18 protein-coding genes and 1 pseudogene are annotated in these 18387 nt (G+C 28.8%); 16 read left to right on the top strand and 3 right to left on the bottom strand.

Annotated features, from left to right (window positions below; all coding sequences use genetic code 11):
- The first annotated feature begins 84 nt into the window (after window positions 1-84).
- From AC2FB1_RS03605 to AC2FB1_RS03590, 4 genes are all read left to right on the top strand, one after another.
- The gene (locus AC2FB1_RS03605) at window positions 85-846 is read left to right on the top strand and encodes an ABC transporter ATP-binding protein (protein ID WP_490673920.1); all 762 of its coding nucleotides are present in this window, start codon (window positions 85-87) and stop codon (window positions 844-846) included.
- Window positions 836-2725: an FtsX-like permease family protein gene (locus tag AC2FB1_RS03600; protein WP_490673919.1), complete on the top strand. Its 1890-nt coding sequence runs from the start codon at window positions 836-838 to the stop codon at window positions 2723-2725. The genes AC2FB1_RS03605 and AC2FB1_RS03600 overlap by 11 nt, the downstream gene beginning before the upstream one ends.
- 262 nt (window positions 2726-2987) lie before the next feature.
- A complete protein-coding gene (locus AC2FB1_RS03595) occupies window positions 2988-3605 on the top strand; it encodes a DUF47 domain-containing protein (protein ID WP_490673918.1) in 618 nt (205 codons plus the stop codon).
- Between the two features lie 14 nt (window positions 3606-3619).
- The gene (locus AC2FB1_RS03590) at window positions 3620-4624 is read left to right on the top strand and encodes an inorganic phosphate transporter (RefSeq protein ID WP_490673917.1); all 1005 of its coding nucleotides are present in this window, start codon (window positions 3620-3622) and stop codon (window positions 4622-4624) included.
- Window positions 4625-4705: 81 nt separating this feature from the next.
- Here AC2FB1_RS03590 and AC2FB1_RS03585 read toward each other — a convergent pair whose 3' ends face one another.
- On the bottom strand, window positions 4706-5503 hold the full coding sequence (locus tag AC2FB1_RS03585; RefSeq protein ID WP_490673916.1) for a LysM peptidoglycan-binding domain-containing protein: 798 nt from the start codon (window positions 5501-5503) through the stop codon (window positions 4706-4708).
- Between the two features lie 439 nt (window positions 5504-5942).
- Here AC2FB1_RS03585 and AC2FB1_RS03580 point away from each other — a divergent pair, with 439 nt between their 5' ends.
- The 5 genes from AC2FB1_RS03580 to AC2FB1_RS03560 all read left to right on the top strand — a co-directional run bounded on the left by AC2FB1_RS03580 (window position 5943) and on the right by AC2FB1_RS03560 (window position 10885).
- Window positions 5943-6611 carry a Bax inhibitor-1/YccA family protein gene (locus tag AC2FB1_RS03580; RefSeq protein ID WP_490673915.1) on the top strand — a complete coding sequence of 223 codons (669 nt, stop codon included), beginning with the start codon at window positions 5943-5945 and terminating at the stop codon, window positions 6609-6611.
- A 285-nt stretch (window positions 6612-6896) separates the two neighbouring features.
- Window positions 6897-9038, top strand: a complete 2142-nt coding sequence (locus tag AC2FB1_RS03575) for a helix-turn-helix transcriptional regulator (protein ID WP_490673914.1) — start codon at window positions 6897-6899, stop codon at window positions 9036-9038.
- 150 nt (window positions 9039-9188) lie between these two features.
- Window positions 9189-9548 carry a transcriptional regulator, SarA/Rot family gene (locus AC2FB1_RS03570; protein WP_490673913.1) on the top strand — a complete coding sequence of 120 codons (360 nt, stop codon included), beginning with the start codon at window positions 9189-9191 and terminating at the stop codon, window positions 9546-9548.
- A gap of 144 nt (window positions 9549-9692) precedes the next feature.
- Window positions 9693-10409: a YebC/PmpR family DNA-binding transcriptional regulator gene (locus AC2FB1_RS03565; RefSeq protein WP_490673912.1), complete on the top strand. Its 717-nt coding sequence runs from the start codon at window positions 9693-9695 to the stop codon at window positions 10407-10409.
- Window positions 10409-10885, top strand: coding sequence for a cupin domain-containing protein (locus tag AC2FB1_RS03560; protein WP_490673910.1), 477 nt, complete (start codon window positions 10409-10411; stop codon window positions 10883-10885). The genes AC2FB1_RS03565 and AC2FB1_RS03560 overlap by 1 nt, the downstream gene beginning before the upstream one ends.
- Window positions 10886-11002: 117 nt before the next feature.
- Here the strand turns inward: AC2FB1_RS03560 and AC2FB1_RS03555 are convergent.
- Window positions 11003-12106 (bottom strand): annotated as a pseudogene (locus tag AC2FB1_RS03555) (5-methyltetrahydropteroyltriglutamate--homocysteine S-methyltransferase).
- Between the two features lie 215 nt (window positions 12107-12321).
- Here AC2FB1_RS03555 and AC2FB1_RS03550 point away from each other — a divergent pair.
- The 3 genes from AC2FB1_RS03550 to AC2FB1_RS03540 all read left to right on the top strand — a co-directional run bounded on the left by AC2FB1_RS03550 (window position 12322) and on the right by AC2FB1_RS03540 (window position 15092).
- A complete protein-coding gene (locus AC2FB1_RS03550; RefSeq protein WP_490673909.1) occupies window positions 12322-12879 on the top strand; it encodes a ribonuclease FAU-1 family protein in 558 nt (185 codons plus the stop codon).
- Between the two features lie 91 nt (window positions 12880-12970).
- Window positions 12971-13825, top strand: coding sequence for a LysR family transcriptional regulator (locus AC2FB1_RS03545; protein ID WP_490673907.1), 855 nt, complete (start codon window positions 12971-12973; stop codon window positions 13823-13825).
- A 46-nt stretch (window positions 13826-13871) separates the two neighbouring features.
- Window positions 13872-15092: a sugar efflux transporter gene (locus tag AC2FB1_RS03540; protein WP_490673906.1), complete on the top strand. Its 1221-nt coding sequence runs from the start codon at window positions 13872-13874 to the stop codon at window positions 15090-15092.
- A 228-nt stretch (window positions 15093-15320) separates the two neighbouring features.
- Here AC2FB1_RS03540 and AC2FB1_RS03535 read toward each other — a convergent pair whose 3' ends face one another.
- Complete coding sequence (locus AC2FB1_RS03535) at window positions 15321-16010, bottom strand: DUF1129 family protein (RefSeq protein ID WP_490673905.1); 690 nt, start codon at window positions 16008-16010, stop codon at window positions 15321-15323.
- Between the two features lie 96 nt (window positions 16011-16106).
- Here AC2FB1_RS03535 and AC2FB1_RS03530 point away from each other — a divergent pair, with 96 nt between their 5' ends.
- From AC2FB1_RS03530 to AC2FB1_RS03515, 4 genes are all read left to right on the top strand, one after another.
- Window positions 16107-16559, top strand: a complete 453-nt coding sequence (locus AC2FB1_RS03530) for a GNAT family N-acetyltransferase (RefSeq protein ID WP_490673904.1) — start codon at window positions 16107-16109, stop codon at window positions 16557-16559.
- A 67-nt stretch (window positions 16560-16626) separates the two neighbouring features.
- Window positions 16627-17004, top strand: a complete 378-nt coding sequence (locus tag AC2FB1_RS03525; protein ID WP_490673903.1) for an SA0632 family lipoprotein — start codon at window positions 16627-16629, stop codon at window positions 17002-17004.
- 154 nt (window positions 17005-17158) lie between these two features.
- Window positions 17159-17455 carry a hypothetical protein gene (locus tag AC2FB1_RS03520; protein WP_490673902.1) on the top strand — a complete coding sequence of 99 codons (297 nt, stop codon included), beginning with the start codon at window positions 17159-17161 and terminating at the stop codon, window positions 17453-17455.
- Window positions 17456-17554: 99 nt separating this feature from the next.
- Complete coding sequence (locus tag AC2FB1_RS03515; protein ID WP_490673901.1) at window positions 17555-18100, top strand: GNAT family N-acetyltransferase; 546 nt, start codon at window positions 17555-17557, stop codon at window positions 18098-18100.
- Window positions 18101-18387: the final 287 nt, after the last annotated feature.

Genomic DNA, 18387 nt, shown 5'->3' with positions numbered 1-18387 from the left:
GACTAATGACGTCTCAGGTTTATCTATATCATTCAATAGTTAAAACGGTATAATCAAATAAATGATAGCGAGGTACATTCTAAATTGACAATATTACAAGCAAAACAAATTGTTAAAACATATGGAACAAAACAAACGATACAAGAAGTGTTAAGAGGAATTGATTTAAGTATTGAAGCAGGAGAGTTCGTTTCAATTATGGGTCCTTCTGGATCAGGTAAAACAACATTACTTAATGTTTTAAGTTCAATTGATTATTTATCACAAGGATCTGTAACGCTAGACTGTAAACAATTGGAAAAGTTATCAAATAGAGAACTATCAGAAATTAGAAAAAAAGATATTGGATTTATTTTTCAAGAATACAATTTATTACATACGCTTACTGTAAAAGAAAATATTATGTTGCCTTTGTCAGTGTTTAGATTAAATAAAAAAGAAATGAATAAACGTTATAGACAAATTACTGAAGCACTTAATATATATGATATTAGTGACAAATATCCTTCTGAAATCTCTGGAGGACAACGTCAACGTACGTCTGCAGCACGTGCATTTATTACATACCCTAAAATTATTTTTGCTGATGAACCAACAGGCGCTTTAGATTCTAAGAACACTAGAGATTTATTAGCGCGTTTCGAAAAAATAAATAAAATATATAATGTAACTATTATTATGGTTACTCATGACCCACTTGCAGCAAGTTTTTCTAATCGAGTTATAATGTTGAAAGATGGCTTAATATTTACTGAAATTTATCAAGGACAAGATAACAAACAATTATTTTATGAAGAAATATTAAGAGCACAAAGTATATTAGGTGGCAAGATTTATGAGTTTTAGCTATATTATTTGGAGAAATTTCCTAAGAAATATTAGGCACTATGCTATTTATATTTTTTCATTAGTCATTAGTACCGTTTTATATTTTAGTTTTATTACGATTAAATATGTTCATCATCTACATATACATGAGTCTTTAGCTATTATTAAAGAAGGTTCTAAAATAGGAAGTTATTTTTTATTTATTATCATTGTTGTTTTTATTATGTATACTAATATGCTTTTTATTAAAAGACGAAGTTATGAACTAGGGCTATTACAGATTATGGGTTTAAATAAAGCAAGCATTATTTATATGTTTATGCTAGAACAATTGTTTATTTTTTTAATTACAGCAGTTATAGGCGTGATTATAGGGATTGTTGGATCTAAAATTTTACTTATGATTATATTGAAATTATTAGGTATACATACCTCAGTTTCACTTATTTTTAGTGTAGACGCTATCATTCAAACTTTATTTATTTTAATCAGCGCATATATTTTAATTATTCTTCAAGCCATCATTTTCTTGAATAAATATTCTGTTACTCAATTAATGGAGTCTGAAGAATATATAGATGAAACAGGTAAACAGATTACACTTGGAGAAATTATTCTAGGAATTTTAGGTATTGTTTTTATTTTGGTAGGATATTATTTATCTATACGATTCGTCGAATTACTAGACGATATCGCATTACCTTTTATTATTTTATTTTTAACTGTTATTGGAGCCTACTTCTTTTTCAGAAGTTCGGTGTCTTTAATATTAAAAATAATTAAATTATTTAAAAATGGAAATGTAACTGTAAACGATGTTATTTTTACATCCTCATTAATGTTTAGAATTAGAAAGAATGCTTTCTCTTTAACGGTCATTTCTATTATTTCTGCTATTACTGTATCTGTTTTATGTTTTGCAGCGATTAGTCGAGGCTCTTTAAGTAAAGAAATTGCATTAGAATCACCCTATGAAGTAACAACGAAAAGCGATACCTTTTCCGAAAAGTTAAAATATCAATTAGAGCAACAACATATTGCATATAACTATAATTATAAGCAAGTAGTGTATACGCATTTATATAAAGATCATTTATTTGATGTAAATGCAGCTAAACCTTACTCGGTGACTATAACAAGTGAAGACTACTTTTCGAATATTTCTTTGAAAAAGGGCCAAGCAGATTTGATTATCCCAGAGGATGTTATTCCTGAATTAACTAAACATCGACCACATGGAACGACAATGATTGGGACGAAACGACATCATACTAAAATTCAACTTCAAAAAGTAATTCATAAAGTTTATTTTAAAGAAAGTATAGATTTAGGTGGACCGACACTCGTGCTTAATGACAAAGATTATCAATATATGAAACAACATGTAAAAAATAAGTACGTCATTTCTCAACATGGCTTTGATTTAAAACATAAAAAAGATATACCTAGATTAGAAAAAATTGTAGACCATATGGATCAAAACTTAAAAACTAGAAGTGAAATAGCAAGTGAAATTTCAAGTTTAACAGGAATTTTGTTATTTGTAAGTTCTTTTTTAGGTATTGCATTTCTTATAGCCACTGGGTGTATTATCTACATTAAACAAATTGATGAAACTGAAGATGAATTAGAAAATTATTCAATATTACGTAAATTAGGCTTTACTCAAAAAGACATGGATAGAGGTCTAAAACTGAAAGTGGCTTTTAACTTCGGACTACCTTTAGTTATTGCTTTGTGTCATGCGTATTTCGCAGCACTTGTATTTATGAAATTTATAGGGTTTACCAATCAGACGTCTATTTTTACAGTTATGACTGTTTATACAATAGTGTATAGTATGTTTGCATTCATTGCCTATAATCATTCTAAGCGAACAATCAATCATTCAATTTAAAAGAGAATATTTCGAATTTGTAAAGAATTTGTAAATTTATTGTAGAGATGAAAAATTTATGATATTTTCAATTAGAGACAACTTAGGTGTTAAGTGGAAGTGTATCGTAATTGATATAACATTATATTTACATAAATTTTACAAAAGCTTTCTAAATAATATTTTAAATTAATCTATTGTAAATGTAGCTCGATTTTAAATTGTCTTAAAATTAAATAATAAACGTGTGATTGATAGCAATCGCTAAAATGGAGGCATTATAATGTTCACTAAGAAAAAGGATAAGTTTATGGTTCAATTAGAAGAAATGGTATTTAATCTGGACCGTGCAGCTGTAGAATTCGGGAAAATGGATTTTAATACACATTTAGATTTAAAAGCTTATTCTGACAATATTAAAACATACGAGTCACATGGTGACGAACTTATGCACAAAGTCATTACTGACTTAAACCAAACATTTATTACTCCTATTGAACGAGAAGATATTTTATCATTGTGTAATGCAATTGATGATGTACTTGACGCAATGGAAGAAACATCTGGAATGTTTGAAATGTATTCAATTGAATATACTGATGAATATATGGCTGAATTTGTTGAAAATATTCAAAAAGCAGTAGCTGAAATGAAATTAGCAGTGGGTTTACTTGTTGATAAAAAATTATCTCACATGAGAATTCATTCAATTAATATTAAAGAATTTGAAACAAATTGTGATGGTATATTAAGACAATCAATTAAACATATCTTTAATAGCGAAACAGATCCAATTACTTTAATTAAAATTAAAGATATTTACGAAAGCTTAGAAAATATTGCTGATAAATGTCAAGCTGTTGCTAACAACTTTGAAACAATTATCATGAAAAATAGCTAAGGGAGTTTTAAATTATGGAATATGTATTAGTCATCACTATAGCTATCGTTGCATTTTCTCTAGTCTTTGACTTTATCAATGGCTTTCATGATACGGCAAATGCAATTGCTACTGCGGTTTCTACACGTGCATTGACACCAAGAACAGCTATTCTTCTAGCGGCAGTTATGAACTTTATAGGTGCACTTACTTTTACAGGGGTAGCTGGAACAATTACTAAAGATATCGTAGACCCATTTAAGTTACATAACGGTCTAGTAGTAGTATTAGCAGCTATTATTGCTGCTATTGTTTGGAATTTGATTACTTGGTTATATGGTATACCAAGTTCTTCATCTCATGCTTTAATTGGCGCTATTGCTGGTGCTGCAGTAGCTGCGCAAGGTGTTACAGTATTACATTATCAAGGTTTTACTAAAATTATTATTGTATTAATTATTTCACCAATTATTGCATTTTGTGTTGGTTTTATAATGTATACAATTGTTAAAATTATTTTTAAAAACGCGAATCTTACTAGAGCAAATCGTAATTTCCGCTTTTTCCAAGTGTTTACTGCAGCACTTCAATCATTTTCACATGGCACAAATGATGCTCAAAAATCAATGGGTATTATCACACTTGCTTTAATTGTAGCGAAATTACAAGATCCATCAAATGTTGAACCAGTATTATGGGTTAAAATTGCTTGTGCAACAGCAATGGGTCTAGGAACTGCAATTGGTGGTTGGAAAATTATTAAAACAGTAGGTGGAAATATAATGAAAATACGACCTGCTAATGGGGCAGCTGCTGATTTATCTTCAGCATTAACGATTTTTGTAGCTTCATCATTACATTTTCCATTATCAACAACACATGTTGTATCATCATCAATTTTAGGTGTAGGTGCGTCGAATCGTGCGAAAGGTGTAAAATGGAATACAGCGCAACGCATGATTATTACATGGATTATTACATTACCGATTTCTGCGGTTTTAGCTGCAATTCTATTTTGGATTTTAAACATTTTTCTTTAAATTGATATAAATGTAAAATAAGCTTGAGACAATTCGTGTCTCAAGCTTGTTTTTTATTTATATCTTTTATGTGCTTTTATACTAGTGAATATAGCTATAGCTAGAAACTAATGAAGCAGGTATAACACGTGTGTCAGTGTTGTAAGGTCCATATGTATAATTCATTTCTGAAATTAAAATACTACCATCTGGATTTACTCGTTCAACATATGCTACATGACCATAATAACCGTAAGTCGATTGCATAATTGCTCCGACAGTAGGTGTATGATTCACAGTAAAACCATCCGAAGAGGCATTTGCAGCCCAATATTTCGCATCGGACCAATATGTACTGATAGGTAATCCAGCTTGAGCACGACGATTAAATACATACCATGTACATTGACCAGCAGTATATAGATTTTGATGGTTTAAAGTTGGTGAAGTATACTCAGTATCGTGAGAAGAAGTAGTGTATGATGGACGTATACTATTTGAACTACTAGGAATTTTTAATACTTGCCCAGGATGAATTAAATAATTTGAAAGATTGTTTGCATTCATTAAGTTAGTCACTGAAGTTCCATATTTATTAGCAATTAAAGAAAGTGAATCTCCATTTTGAACAGTATAAGTCGTAGGCGAACCACTTGATGAATGAGTATTAGATGTTGTAGTTGATGACCCATCGATTGTTAAGACTTGTCCTGGAAAAATTAAATTATCACTTAATTGATTACTTTTTTTTAGTGTTCCAACAGATATATTGTATTTACTTGCAATACTCCATAAAGAATCTCCAGATTTAACAGTATATTGTGTTGATGCTTCAGCGTGATGAGAAAAAATTGATACAGCTCCTGACGCAACAGATAATGTAAAAGCTAACTTTTTCAAACTATAATTCCTCCTTGAATTTTATTTTTTTGAATTAATTATTGTTAAATTTGTATAATTTGCGTCTTTATATCACGTATACATACTATCAAAAAAACATGTAATTATGGGCATTGTTATTATCTTGTAATATTATTAAAAATAATTCTAATTTTTGTAAATGAATTAAAAGCACTGATACAGTAGTCTTTTATCGTTTATTTTAAAAGGAGAATTATAATTATTACGATAAATTTGTAACATTTTATAATGGAAATAAGTTAAACACATAGTATGAGTAGAAGAAAATAGTGAACTAATTTCAATAACTTTTATTTAGTACAACTTTTAGATAGTTTCAATATAATAAGCCACTAAATTAAAAAAGTTATAATTTTTTAATTTTTCCAATAAATAATGTACAATATCAAGAGATAAATTTTAATAAGAGGAGTTTAAAATGGCAAGTTTTTCAAATATAGTAAATAGTGAACAACAGCACGATCATTCAGAGCATACCTCACATCAAAATCATGCATATAGTAAAGTATGGCTATTTTTTACGTATTATTGGCTTATTTTTGGAATTGGATGTTATTTAGGACAATATTTACCTACAGAATGGCGACGTCCCTTATCCATTGCACTATTCGTGATTTTATTAGCAACTTTATTTATTAAAAGAGCACGAAAATATGGACTTATTATCTCACATATCTATGCTATTATTATTGGTTTATTATCTTATGCGACATTTACGATGTATCTGCAAAATTTAGGCGCAGATGTTTTTTATAAAAATATATTGTTGGCCATTATAGCGTTCATTGTATTTGGAATGTTAGGATATTTTGTTATTAATGATGCTTCTAGCTTAGGTAAATATTTATTTGTAACTTTAATTGCTCTTATTATTTCTAGCTTAGTAGGATTGTTTATCCATAATTCAATATTTCATACTGTCATTACAATGGTCAGTTTAGTTCTATTTCTATTGTATACATTATTCGACTTTAATCGAATGAAACGTGGAAGATTTACTCCGAGAGAAATGGGATTTAATTTATTTCTTAATTTATTAAATATCATAAAAGATATATTGAATTTAGCAAATCGTTTTAAAAATTAAATATTCATTGTCATAAAAGATGTTCTCGTGTTGTTTTCAAAATATTTCAAATAAATAATGTCATAAAACTTCTATTTATTTTGTTAAAAGTAAGAAAGCGATGATAGAACATCTTTTTCTAATTTACGTATAAATTTAATGAAAATTCAAACTTAATTTATAATTATATGTATTTTTGCTTTAGTATTAATGTTGTGATAGATTTACATTTAAACACCTATAAATAAGCATTTTTATATAAAAATATTAAAAGAAGGACTACCATGAATAGAAAGAGGTTAGTATATGTCTAATGGATATTTTCACGTACTTACTAAGCATGAATATCAAATGACACGTTGTCAAGACGGTATCATATTGCTATTCCCAATAGAAGGTTCATTAGAAATTCAACATTTTTCCAAAAAAGTTACTATCAATAATGATATATATATCATCAATAATAAAGATATTTTTTCAATATCTAAAAATGAAAAATCATTAATGATTTATATTGCAAGTGATTGGTTTGAAGAAGAAGGATTTAATTTCTTCGAATATAAATATTCAACAAATTTAGTTAAATCAATAAATACAATAAAAAAAGCCCTATTACATATAGCCATGAATCATATTAACCATTTTTCTGTTTCAAAAGATAATAAGCACATTATTGATATTGTTCAAATAATAGGAAAACAAGGTAGTGTAGAGAAGAGTATTGCTAATGATCAATATAATTATTCGTATTATGGGGAATTAAGTGAAGTATTAGACTATATTAATGAAAATATTGAAAAGAAATTAACATTAAAAGGTATTTCATCTAATTTATTTACATCTAAATCTAGTTTATCTTCTCAATTTATTCAGCTATTAAATATGAGTTTTAAAACATATGTCGATACTTTAAAAATTGCAAATTCATTTGAATTATTATTGAAAACGGACGATACGATTAGTTTAATTAGTGAAAAAGTAGGTTTTAGTAATTCTTCAAGTTATTCTAAAACTTTTAAAACTTATATGGGAATGACACCGAATGAATATAGATCGTGTAACAAATATGAAAAAATGATTTTTATGGATTATGAACCCCATATTGATGATAGTTTAAAACATATAAAAGATATAATACAACAACAACAGAACCATTATCAAAAGAAAACAGAACATAAAATATACGTGGATTCAAAAATAGATACATCAATTAAGCCATATCAGTGTGTTATTCAAATTAATACGATTGAAGAAATAAAACTATTATTTCTAGAAAAATATGTAGATGTACTTGATGTGTATCGTCCATCACTAATGATTTATGTAAACATAGGCATGAAAGAAATAAAAAAACATTTTAAATTGGAAGACATTCAATACATATTTGAATATATTATCAAAAGAAATTTGAATGTAAGTTTTAAATTAGATGATTTAAGCCTAATTAATTTTCTTGAAATGATATATGAGAATGTATTAGATTATCTCGAACTGAATAAAGTTGGATTGAATATGACCCATGAATTAGGTCTTGTTTTCGACATAGATATGAATGATTTGAAAGAGATTTATCGTATGATACTAAAAATTCAACATAAGACAAATCGATTTTCTTTTGGGTTAGAAATAAGTAAATTATTAAATAACCCTGTTCTATTTAAAACGTTAGAATCGCAAATTAAAAGAGTGAATTTTCATTTTCTATATATAGATAACGCAAAACTGAAATCACCATATTTAATAGAAGATAATAATCGGTTATTAGTTAAGAATATATTACAATATCAAAATATACGTGAGATTTTAAAACAAATTGATTTAGAGAACCAAAAGATTATATTTTTAAATGTAGAAAATCATGCTTTTTTAAACAGTGAATATAATGATTTAAATAGTAGTGCCCCTTTACTTGTTGAAACAAATATTAAGTCAGCGCAGTATTTTGATGGTATCGGTTTCGATTTTAGAAAGAATATTCAACAATTTAACGCTTTACATTTATTTGATGAAAAAGGATTTCAAACAATATTAGGTACTATGATTCCTTATATTATGATGCTTAGTAAACAAGTAAAATATGTTAAAGATCATTATATAATGATGGAAGATGATAAAAAATTTATACTATTTATATATGATTGGCGTGTTTTAGAAAGTGAATCACGCAATGCTAGTTATGAAAAAACAGATATTTATATAGACTTTAAATATAAAAAAACAAAAAAAAATTTAATAAAAATTCAAAAGATTGATGAGTTCAATGGCAATATTAATCATATAATTACTGATGATATACGTCATCGTTATGAATGGTCTAAACAATTCTTGAAGAAAGTAAATCGACTTTTGCATCCTTCTTTTAAAATTAAGGAACATGATATTAATGAAGAGGCATTACAAATTAAACTAGATTACAACGGATTATACGTAATTGAAATATATAAATAATAAAAATTTAAAAAAATAATATTTTTTACAACAATATTTAAGTTTATTAGTAAATTTAACAAAAAATTCAAAACAAATGCAAAAGACAGAACTCCAAAAGTAACGGATAATAAAAGTTGAATTGTTCGCTTTTATTGGAGGTGCAAATGTTTGAGTAATGATAAATTAAATCACTTGCTAAAAATCTATAAACAATATAAAGCGTTGTCTGAATATATAGATAAAGAATATAAACTAACATTAAATGATTTGGCTTTATTAAAATTAGCGTATGAGTATACAGCAGACGATCAAATCTTAATGCAAGAATTTTTAAAAATTGCGATTGAAGAATTAGAATTGAGTAGAACCAAATTACTCGTTTCTATTCGTAGACTTATAGAAAAAGAAAAATTAAGTAAGGTTCGTTCAACAGAGGATGAACGAAAAATTTTTATCTATATGAATAAATCAAATATCGATCAATTTCATGCTTTATTTAATGATGTAGAAAGATTTTTAAGTAACTAATTAAAAGAATTTGGGGAGTACTGACAGGGGGGAATGCTTTGTCAGTATTTTTTATTTTTATAGGGAACAAACTTTTTCAATTTAGACAATAAATTATTAATACTATATAATAAATATTATTGAGTAAGAAAGCGAGATGACATTATGGGACGTAAATGGAATAATATTAAAGAAAAAAAAGCCCAAAAGGATAAAAATACTAGTAGAATATATGCAAAATTTGGTAAAGAAATTTATGTAGCAGCTAAATCAGGCGAGCCAAATCCTGAATCCAATCAGGCATTAAGACTTGTGTTAGAAAGAGCAAAAACATATTCTGTTCCAAATCATATTATAGATAGAGCCATCGATAAAGCTAAAGGCGCTGGAGATGAAAATTATGATCACTTACGTTATGAAGGCTTTGGTCCAAGTGGTTCAATGCTTATTGTAGATGCCTTAACTAATAACGTAAATCGTACAGCATCTGATGTTAGAGCAGCATTTGGTAAAAATGGTGGTAATATGGGTGTATCTGGTTCAGTTGCTTATATGTTTGATCATACTGCAACATTTGGTGTTGAAGGCAAATCAGCAGATGATGTTTTAGAAATCTTAATGGAACAAGATGTAGATGTCAGAGATGTGATTGAAGAAGATGGTTTAACAATTGTGTATGCAGAACCAGATCAATTTGCCCAGGTACAAGATGCATTGCGTCAATCGGGAGTAGAAGATTTTAAAGTTGCAGAGTTTGAAATGTTACCTCAAACTGATATTGAATTATCAGCAGATGATCAAGCCACATTTGAAAAGCTTATTGATGCACTTGAAGATTTGGAAGATGTTCAAAATGTTTTCCATAATGTGGACTTAAAATAATGGAACGGACTGCTTCTTTTTGGATACAATCGTTAGAATTAAAACCTCATCCAGAAGGTGGATATTATAAAGAAATGATTCGACCTGAGGATACCAAAAAAGATGAACGTGCCTCTTTTAGTAGTATACTTTTCTTATTAAAATCAGATGAAATCTCGCATTTTCATCGTATAGATGCTGATGAAGTATGGTATTATCATGCTGGCGTATCATTAGAGATACATATGTTAACAGAAGATGGCCAGTATCGTAGTATCTTGTTAGGTCCAAATGTAGACAATGGAGAAGCATTACAATATGTTGTGCCTAAAGGAACCATTTTTGCTTCGAGTGTACCACATTCGGAAGGTTATAGTTTGGTAGGTTGTATGTGTCAACCTGCATTTGAATTTGAGTACTTTGAATTGTTCGCACAAGATGAGTTGATGAAAATCTATCCACAATATCGCCGAATAATTCAAAAATATGCATTTTAAAAATTGAGTATTAATAGTTAGACACTTCATTAATTTAGTTATGCGTAACTGAATTGATGAAGTGTCTTTTTTGAAATATTTTATTTGAAAAAAAGATATATTACAAAATCACTGATATTATTCAGCAGTTCCAAAGAGTTCTTTAGCTAATTCTACAACATAGGCTAACTTGTTCCATTGTTCTTGTTCTGTTAGAGTGTTGCCTTCTTCTGTTGAAGCAAAACCACATTGTGGACTAATACAGATATGGTCAATATCTATATATTGTTCTGCTTTTTTAATTCTTTCTTGAATCGTTTTTTTATTTTCCAATTCACCTGTTTTAGAAGTGATAAGTCCTAGAACTGCATAGGCATTGTTATTAAAAAAGCGAAGCGGTTCAAAGTCACCTGAACGTTCATCATCATACTCTAAGAAGAAACCATTTAGATTTTCTTTAAATAGATAAGGGGCAATGGCTTCATATCCTCCAGAAATTGCCCAAGTCGATTTATAGTTACCACGACAAATATGAGTCGTAAGAATTAAATCATCTGGCAATCCTTCAATAGCTTTATTAATGACTTTGTAGGCTAAGTCACGTGCTTTTATTTTTTCATCTTCAGAGCGTTGACGACCTCTCACTTTTTGGGTACCGTCAGTTAAACCAGCCTAGTATACGTCATCTAATTGAATATAACGAGCCCCTAAATCATAAAAGGATTGTAGAGAATCATGATAAACTTTTGCAATATCATGTGCAAAATCTTCAATATTAGGATAAATCGTCTCGTTTAAAATATTAGGATGGAATAATTGATTTGGACTAGGTATAGATACTTTAGCGGTCGCTCGACCAGCTACTTTTTTATATAGAAACTTAAAGTGTTCAAAGTGTGGGTGATTAGGGTTAAATGATACTCTGTCCACAATTCTCACATTATGCGCACGTGTTTCTATACCTTCAAAATCTAATCCATGATCAGGAGTGTATCCTTCTACACCATTAATATTCTCTAAAAAATCAAAGTGCCACCAACTTCTACGGAATTCCCCATCTGTAATGCTATGTAAACCAATCTCAATTTGTTTTTCAATAATACGCTCGATTTCTTCATCTTCAATACGTGTTAATTCATCTAAAGATATTTCATTATTATTATATTTAAATCTAGCTTCTTTTAGGCGCTTAGGACGTAATAAACTTCCCACGTGGTCCGCTCGAAATGGTCTAACTGTCATGTATAAAACTCCTTTTTTATTTAGAATTTTCAGATAATATAGAATTAAACTATCAAACCTTAGTATTTTTGTCAATTTTACGAAAAAATTTAATAGTTATAGTAAAATAAAAATTGAAAAATTAATAAATTTATATGTTAATAGTAATAATGTGTGCCATAAGATGACATGGTTTACTTAGTTTAATATAATAATGACAAGGAGTTGGTGGCTTTATGAAAATCAAATACATAGATAAACGTCACTGGCGTCGCCTAATTGAACGTGATTACATAGAAGTTAAGGTGAATAATAATAGGTTTAAAGGTATTATTGGCTTGGTCACGATGAAAAAGGTACGTGAACCTTTAGAGGTGACGGTGGTCGATCAAAATGTAGTTGTAGTAGATAATAACTACAAATGGTTACAAATTTTACCAGAAAAAAAGCGCTATAGTATTACTGCAATGTTTGATGATAAGGGGAATCCATTAGAGTATTATTTTGATATTAACATTAAAAATATTACTCAAAAAGGGAATGCGAGAACATTAGATTTATTTTTAGATGTGTTGGTTTTACCATCTACTGGTGAATATGAATTAGTAGATGAATATGATTTAGAACTAGCTTTGAAAAATGGACAAATTACAAAAAAACAATACCATGAAGCCTATATTATCGCTCATCAATTAATGATTGAGATTGATGAAAATTTTTCAGATGTGCATCATCGAATTATGCATTGTTATAAAAAGATGATAGGTAAACTAAATAAGCAAAAGAAAGCGTAGTTATATTTTATTAGTACTAAAATAGAAATGAATAGTATCAATTTTATTTTCTATCATAGCCATATTCGTGGATAAACATAAGGGGGAAGCTATGAAAATTGAAGATTATCAATTATTAATTACATTAGATGAAACGAAAACATTAAGAAAGGCGGCGGAAATTTTATATATATCACAACCAGCAGTCACTCAGCGTTTGAAAACAATTGAACGTGCGTTTGGAGTAGAAATATTTATTCGTACAAAAAAACAATTAATTACAACTACAGAAGGTGCAATGATTATTGAGCATGCGCGTGATATGTTGAAGAGAGAGAAAATATTTTTCGATAAAATACAAGCTCACATAGGTGAAGTAAATGGAACCATATCTATAGGATGTTCGTCTTTAATTGGACAAACGATATTACCCCAAGTATTGAGTTTATATAATACACAATTTCCTAATGTAGAAATACAGGTTCAAGTGGGTTCAACAGAACAAATTAAATCAAATCATAGAGATTATCACGTTTTAATTACTAGAGGGAATAAAGTAATGAATTTAAAGAATATCCATTTATTTGATGATGAACATTACTTTATTTATCCAAAAGAACGTCAAGAAAATCTTTCAAAATTGCCGTTTATTGAGTTTCAAGCAGACCCAATATACATTAATCAAATTAAGCATTGGTATAGTGAAAAATTCGGCAAAGATTATCATGCTACCATTACAGTAGATCAAGTGGCAACATGTAAAGAAATGTTAGTAAGTGGCGTAGGAGTAACCATTCTTCCAGAAATAATGATGAAGAATATTGATAATCGCTTATTTGAGTTTGAAAAAGTAAACATTGATAGCCTTCCGCTCATTCGCCCAACTTATATGAGTTATGATAGTAGTATGTTGCAACTACCACAAGTTGATTCTTTTGTGTCTTTAATGCTTAATTTTATTAAATAATAGTTAAGTAATATTGCAATTTAAAAGAAGAATAGAGGTATAGTATATGTTTTCAGCACTATTGCATATTAAAAACTATAAATTATTTCTTATTAATATGATGCTTTTAGGAATGGGTATTGCCATTACAGTGCCATACTTTGTTTTGTTTGCAACAAAAGAACTAGGAATGTCGACAAATCAGTTTGGCGTTCTTTTAGCTTTAGCTGCAGTAAGTCAATTTACTATGAATGCTATTGTTGCTAGATTTTCTGATACCCATAATATTAATCGAAAAATACTTATTATTTGTGCGCTATTTATGGGAGCACTTAGTTTTTCTATATATTTTTACATACATCACATATGGCTATTTATTATAGTATATGCGGTATTTCAAGGATTGTTCGCACCTGCAATGCCTCAACTATATGCATCTGCTAGAGAATCTATTAATGCATCTTCATCAAGGAATAATGCGAAATTTGCTAATACAGTATTAAGATCGATGTTCTCTTTTGGCTTTTTGTTTGGCCCACTCATTGGTGCATATCTCATTCAATTTAAGGGCTATGCAGGGCTATTTGGTGGTACGGTTATAATTTTATTATTTACGCTGTTATTACAAATATTCTTTTATAAAGATTTAAATCTGTCTATCAACGAACAGGTTAAAGACACTGCTAGTATTGAAAAGACAGCACCTAATATGTTAAAAGATAAAACTTTATTTATCCCCTTTATTGCTTTTATCCTTCTACATATTGGTCAATGGATGTATACAATGAATATGCCGTTATTTGTTACAGAATATTTGAAAGAAAAAGAAGGTTATGTAGGCACTTTAGCAAGTTTATGTGCCGGTTTAGAAGTGCCGTTTATGGTTATATTGGGAATTTTAGCGTCAAAATTATCTACACGCACTTTGCTTATATTTGGAGCCATAAGTGGCGGTTTATTCTATTTTAGTATTGGTATATTCGAAAATATATATATGATGATGATAGGACAAGTATTTTTAGCGTTTTACTTAGCGATATTATTAGGACTTGGTATTAGTTATTTCCAAGATATATTACCTGATTTTCCTGGTTATGCGTCAACTTTATTCGCTAATGCAATGGTTATAGGACAATTATGTGGGAACTTATTAGGGGGCGTAATGAGTCATTGGGTTGGATTAGAAAATGTTTTTTACGTTTCTGCCTTATCTATTTTTATTGGCATGATTTTAATATTTTTCACCAAAGACCAAAAGTTTACATCTTCAAATATTAAAATACAGTAGTTAATTGAAATGATTAAGTATCAAAAATAAAGAGTGGGAAAGAATTCATTTTGAATTCATCACCCACTCAAGCATCGAATATTAACTTGTGTTGACGTAAACGTTCTTTATGAAAGTCTCTTTGCTTGGAATCCATTAGAATTGAAAAAAGCTGGGTACAAACGCCTGGACCATATTAAAAATTTCTATTATTATGGTCCAGGCGTTTATTTAATATTTTAATTGCTTCTACAAAACGGTATTTGAATCTTCATCAACAAAATGATGTTCTATATAGAAAGCAATAGGTGTAATAATTAGTGAGATGATAATAAATGCCCAATTATTGATTTGAATACTAGGTCCATATGCCAAAAATGACTGTGGAATAAAAAACACATAAAACAGTGCGACCACTAGTAATGCGATAATACAGTAATTAAACCACCATATCCAATGAGAATCATTAAAACACTGTAATTGAACCGTTTTAAAAACGACTAAAATAAAAAGAAATATAATAGCTAAACCAATGATGAGCGTAACAGGAAAGGTGTATAAATATACTTCATTATGATTATCAGGAACGAAAAAACCGATAAATCCCTTAAAGAAAAAGAATATACCTATTAAAAAAATAAAATTTCTAAAAATAGATTTAACAATATTTTTAAATGTTTCATTTGGCAGGGATTTAAGTTGTTTTTTAGCGTGTGCTTTTGGATCATGATCAAAAAATTCCAAAGCTAAAGTTCCATCATCCTCCGCAGCTAGTAACTCCTTCAAAATACGATTGAGCATCAACTCGCTATCATGAGGATTTACACGTAAATCTGCTCTAATGTAAGTCATGTAGTTTTCAAAAATCTCTCGATCAGTATTATTTAAGCGCATTGATTTTACATTGTTTTCACGTGCTAATGTTGCAGTCGATTTCATTTATTATCCCCTTAAAATTGATTATGACGTATTAAATATGGATAATCATATCATAGTTATGTAAAGAATATAATGTATAAATAGGGAGAATACGAAATGAGAATTCTTTCAATTACTGATTATCAATTAATTGAAAATATTGCAAGTATACATGAATACTATTTAGAAAAAAGTGTATCAAACTATCATGCTACAATACTTTCAATAGCTTTAAGACAAGAAATAATTGAGAGAAGATTAAAAATGAATCAAGATATTATTTACGTTATTGAATCAAATCATGATTATAGAAAACTAGCTGCTTTTATTTGGGGTCATATTGAAATGAGTACGAAAGTAGTAACTATTGAAATGATATATACACACCCTGATTTTCGAAATAGTGGAATAGCCACAAACCTAAAATTATCATTAGAACAATGGGCGATAGAACAAGGTGCTCATTCTATCGAAAGCACAGTTGATATGAATAATGAACAAATGATTCATATCAACCATGAACGAGGATATCGTGTTACTCATGTTAAAATGAAAAAAGACTTAAAATAATAAAATGAATCAAGCCACATTTCATGTTAAAATAAATGTTATTGATATATATTTAAAGGAGAAATAAATGAAGAAGTGGATTGTACTTTTACTATCAATGTCTTTAATGTTGACTGCGTGTGGTAAAAGTGAAGAAAGAGTGTCTTTAGAAAATGATATTAAACAGCTAGAAAAAGAAAATAAAGATTTAAAAAAGGAAAAAGGTAATCTAGAGAAACAAAAAGAAAAGCTCAATACACAACGAGAAAAGTTACAAAAAGAAGTAGATAGTTCTGTTGCAAAAGAATCAGTTAAACAAGAGACTGAAAAAGCCAAAAAGGATGACTCAAATCAAGCGAATTCATCAAATGAAAATTCTAGTAGTACTGAAAAACAAAGTAGTGGCTCAAATAGCGAACAATCAAGTGACACTACAAGTTCTAGTTCTTCCGCAGAGAGTGACTAATACGAGTTTTAAATGACTACAGGTTTGGTGATAGAATAAGAAGGGTAATAGTATTTAAATACATTTTAAATATAATGTCCATATATTTGAAAATAAAATTTAAAAATATAATAATGAAATTTAGCACATAATTTATAGTATTGGAGAGATAACTATGCATGAATATGATTTTCAAATCCTAGAGGGACGTGACATTACACTTCCAGAATTAGGTAAAGAGATTGAAAATATTACTGGACGTACAGTAACGAATTCAACTGGAGACATTAAACGTGTTGTAGCACATTTACCAAATTTTGAATCAGAAAGTGATACTTTTGTAGCTACTTTTAAACTTAATCATCGTAATGATTATATCGATGCAACATTTGTAGCACCCAAAAATCAACGTAATAAGTTAAAAGAAATTCCAGTACATATTGAATTAATAAGTTATATTTCAAAAGCTTAATAACCTTTTAATCAAAATGAATGATACGAAGTGTGTTATGGTTAAATCTCCATGCCACACTTTTTTCATAATTGTATTTTGATAATGGAGTGTGGATAAATGGTTGTTTATATAGAAACAGAAAGATTGAGATTGCGTGATTGGGAGAAAGAAGACTTATTATCTTTTCAAAAAATGAATGCAAATCCTCAGGTAAGACGCTATTTTCCAAGTCTATTAAGTTATAGACGTTCTGAATTAGATATGCAGCGAATGGATGGTATTTTAAAAGAAAAAGGAATTGGGTTGTTTGCTGTTGAACTTAAAGAGACGGGAGCATGGCTAGGATATATAGGATTAAACTACTTACCACAGGATAGTAAATATCCTTTTGAAAATTTACCTATATATGAAATTGGATGGCGACTTATTCCTGAAGTATGGGGGAATGGTATCGCTACTGAAGGTGCTAAGGGTGTTTTAGAATACGCAAAAGAAAAAGGAATAGAAGAAGTATACAGCCTTACTGCTGAGGGGAATTTAGCCTCTAGAAAAGTAATGGAAAAAATTGGAATGTCATTATTTGATTACTTTGAACTACCTGAACTAAGTAAATATCATCCACTTAAAAGACAAGTAAGATATCAAAAGAAATTAAATGTATAATATTAGTAAAGATTAGGAAGAAAATAGAAATCTCAGAGGTTTTTAGCATATTAGTAGTCAAGGATCGAATTAAAAATAAGATTATAAAAAAACATTTTTAATTTCAGTCCTGGTGCTTCAATATAAAGACTTTTAAAACGAAAGTCTCTATATTGAAGTTTAAGACTCAGGGTGGGCCAACGAATTCAAAAAGAATTCTGTCCCACCCTTTTTCCTACGATTAGTCAAGCATTTACAAATAAAATAAGCATTACTTAACTAAACCGTTCAATTTTAATTTTTTGAAT

This window comes from Staphylococcus sp. CoH_129_LAB_1 (assembly GCF_058191515.1).
The sequence above is the reverse complement of the archived record's forward strand: the minus strand, read 5'-3'. Positions and strand labels throughout refer to the sequence as shown.

Excerpts from the sequence above, each read along its gene's own strand:
- AC2FB1_RS03600 (WP_490673919.1), top strand. The coding sequence starts at position 836 with ATGAGTTTTAGCTATATTATTTGGAGAAATTTCCTAAGAAATATTAGG.
- AC2FB1_RS03595 (WP_490673918.1), top strand. The coding sequence starts at position 2,988 with ATGTTCACTAAGAAAAAGGATAAGTTTATGGTTCAATTAGAAGAAATG.
- AC2FB1_RS03590 (WP_490673917.1), top strand. The coding sequence starts at position 3,620 with ATGGAATATGTATTAGTCATCACTATAGCTATCGTTGCATTTTCTCTA.
- AC2FB1_RS03580 (WP_490673915.1), top strand. The coding sequence starts at position 5,943 with ATGGCAAGTTTTTCAAATATAGTAAATAGTGAACAACAGCACGATCAT.
- AC2FB1_RS03575 (WP_490673914.1), top strand. The coding sequence starts at position 6,897 with ATGTCTAATGGATATTTTCACGTACTTACTAAGCATGAATATCAAATG.
- AC2FB1_RS03565 (WP_490673912.1), top strand. The coding sequence starts at position 9,693 with ATGGGACGTAAATGGAATAATATTAAAGAAAAAAAAGCCCAAAAGGAT.
- AC2FB1_RS03560 (WP_490673910.1), top strand. The coding sequence starts at position 10,409 with ATGGAACGGACTGCTTCTTTTTGGATACAATCGTTAGAATTAAAACCT.
- AC2FB1_RS03550 (WP_490673909.1), top strand. The coding sequence starts at position 12,322 with ATGAAAATCAAATACATAGATAAACGTCACTGGCGTCGCCTAATTGAA.
- AC2FB1_RS03545 (WP_490673907.1), top strand. The coding sequence starts at position 12,971 with ATGAAAATTGAAGATTATCAATTATTAATTACATTAGATGAAACGAAA.
- AC2FB1_RS03540 (WP_490673906.1), top strand. The coding sequence starts at position 13,872 with ATGTTTTCAGCACTATTGCATATTAAAAACTATAAATTATTTCTTATT.
- AC2FB1_RS03535 (WP_490673905.1), bottom strand. The coding sequence starts at position 16,010 with ATGAAATCGACTGCAACATTAGCACGTGAAAACAATGTAAAATCAATG.
- AC2FB1_RS03530 (WP_490673904.1), top strand. The coding sequence starts at position 16,107 with ATGAGAATTCTTTCAATTACTGATTATCAATTAATTGAAAATATTGCA.
- AC2FB1_RS03525 (WP_490673903.1), top strand. The coding sequence starts at position 16,627 with ATGAAGAAGTGGATTGTACTTTTACTATCAATGTCTTTAATGTTGACT.
- AC2FB1_RS03520 (WP_490673902.1), top strand. The coding sequence starts at position 17,159 with ATGCATGAATATGATTTTCAAATCCTAGAGGGACGTGACATTACACTT.
- AC2FB1_RS03515 (WP_490673901.1), top strand. The coding sequence starts at position 17,555 with ATGGTTGTTTATATAGAAACAGAAAGATTGAGATTGCGTGATTGGGAG.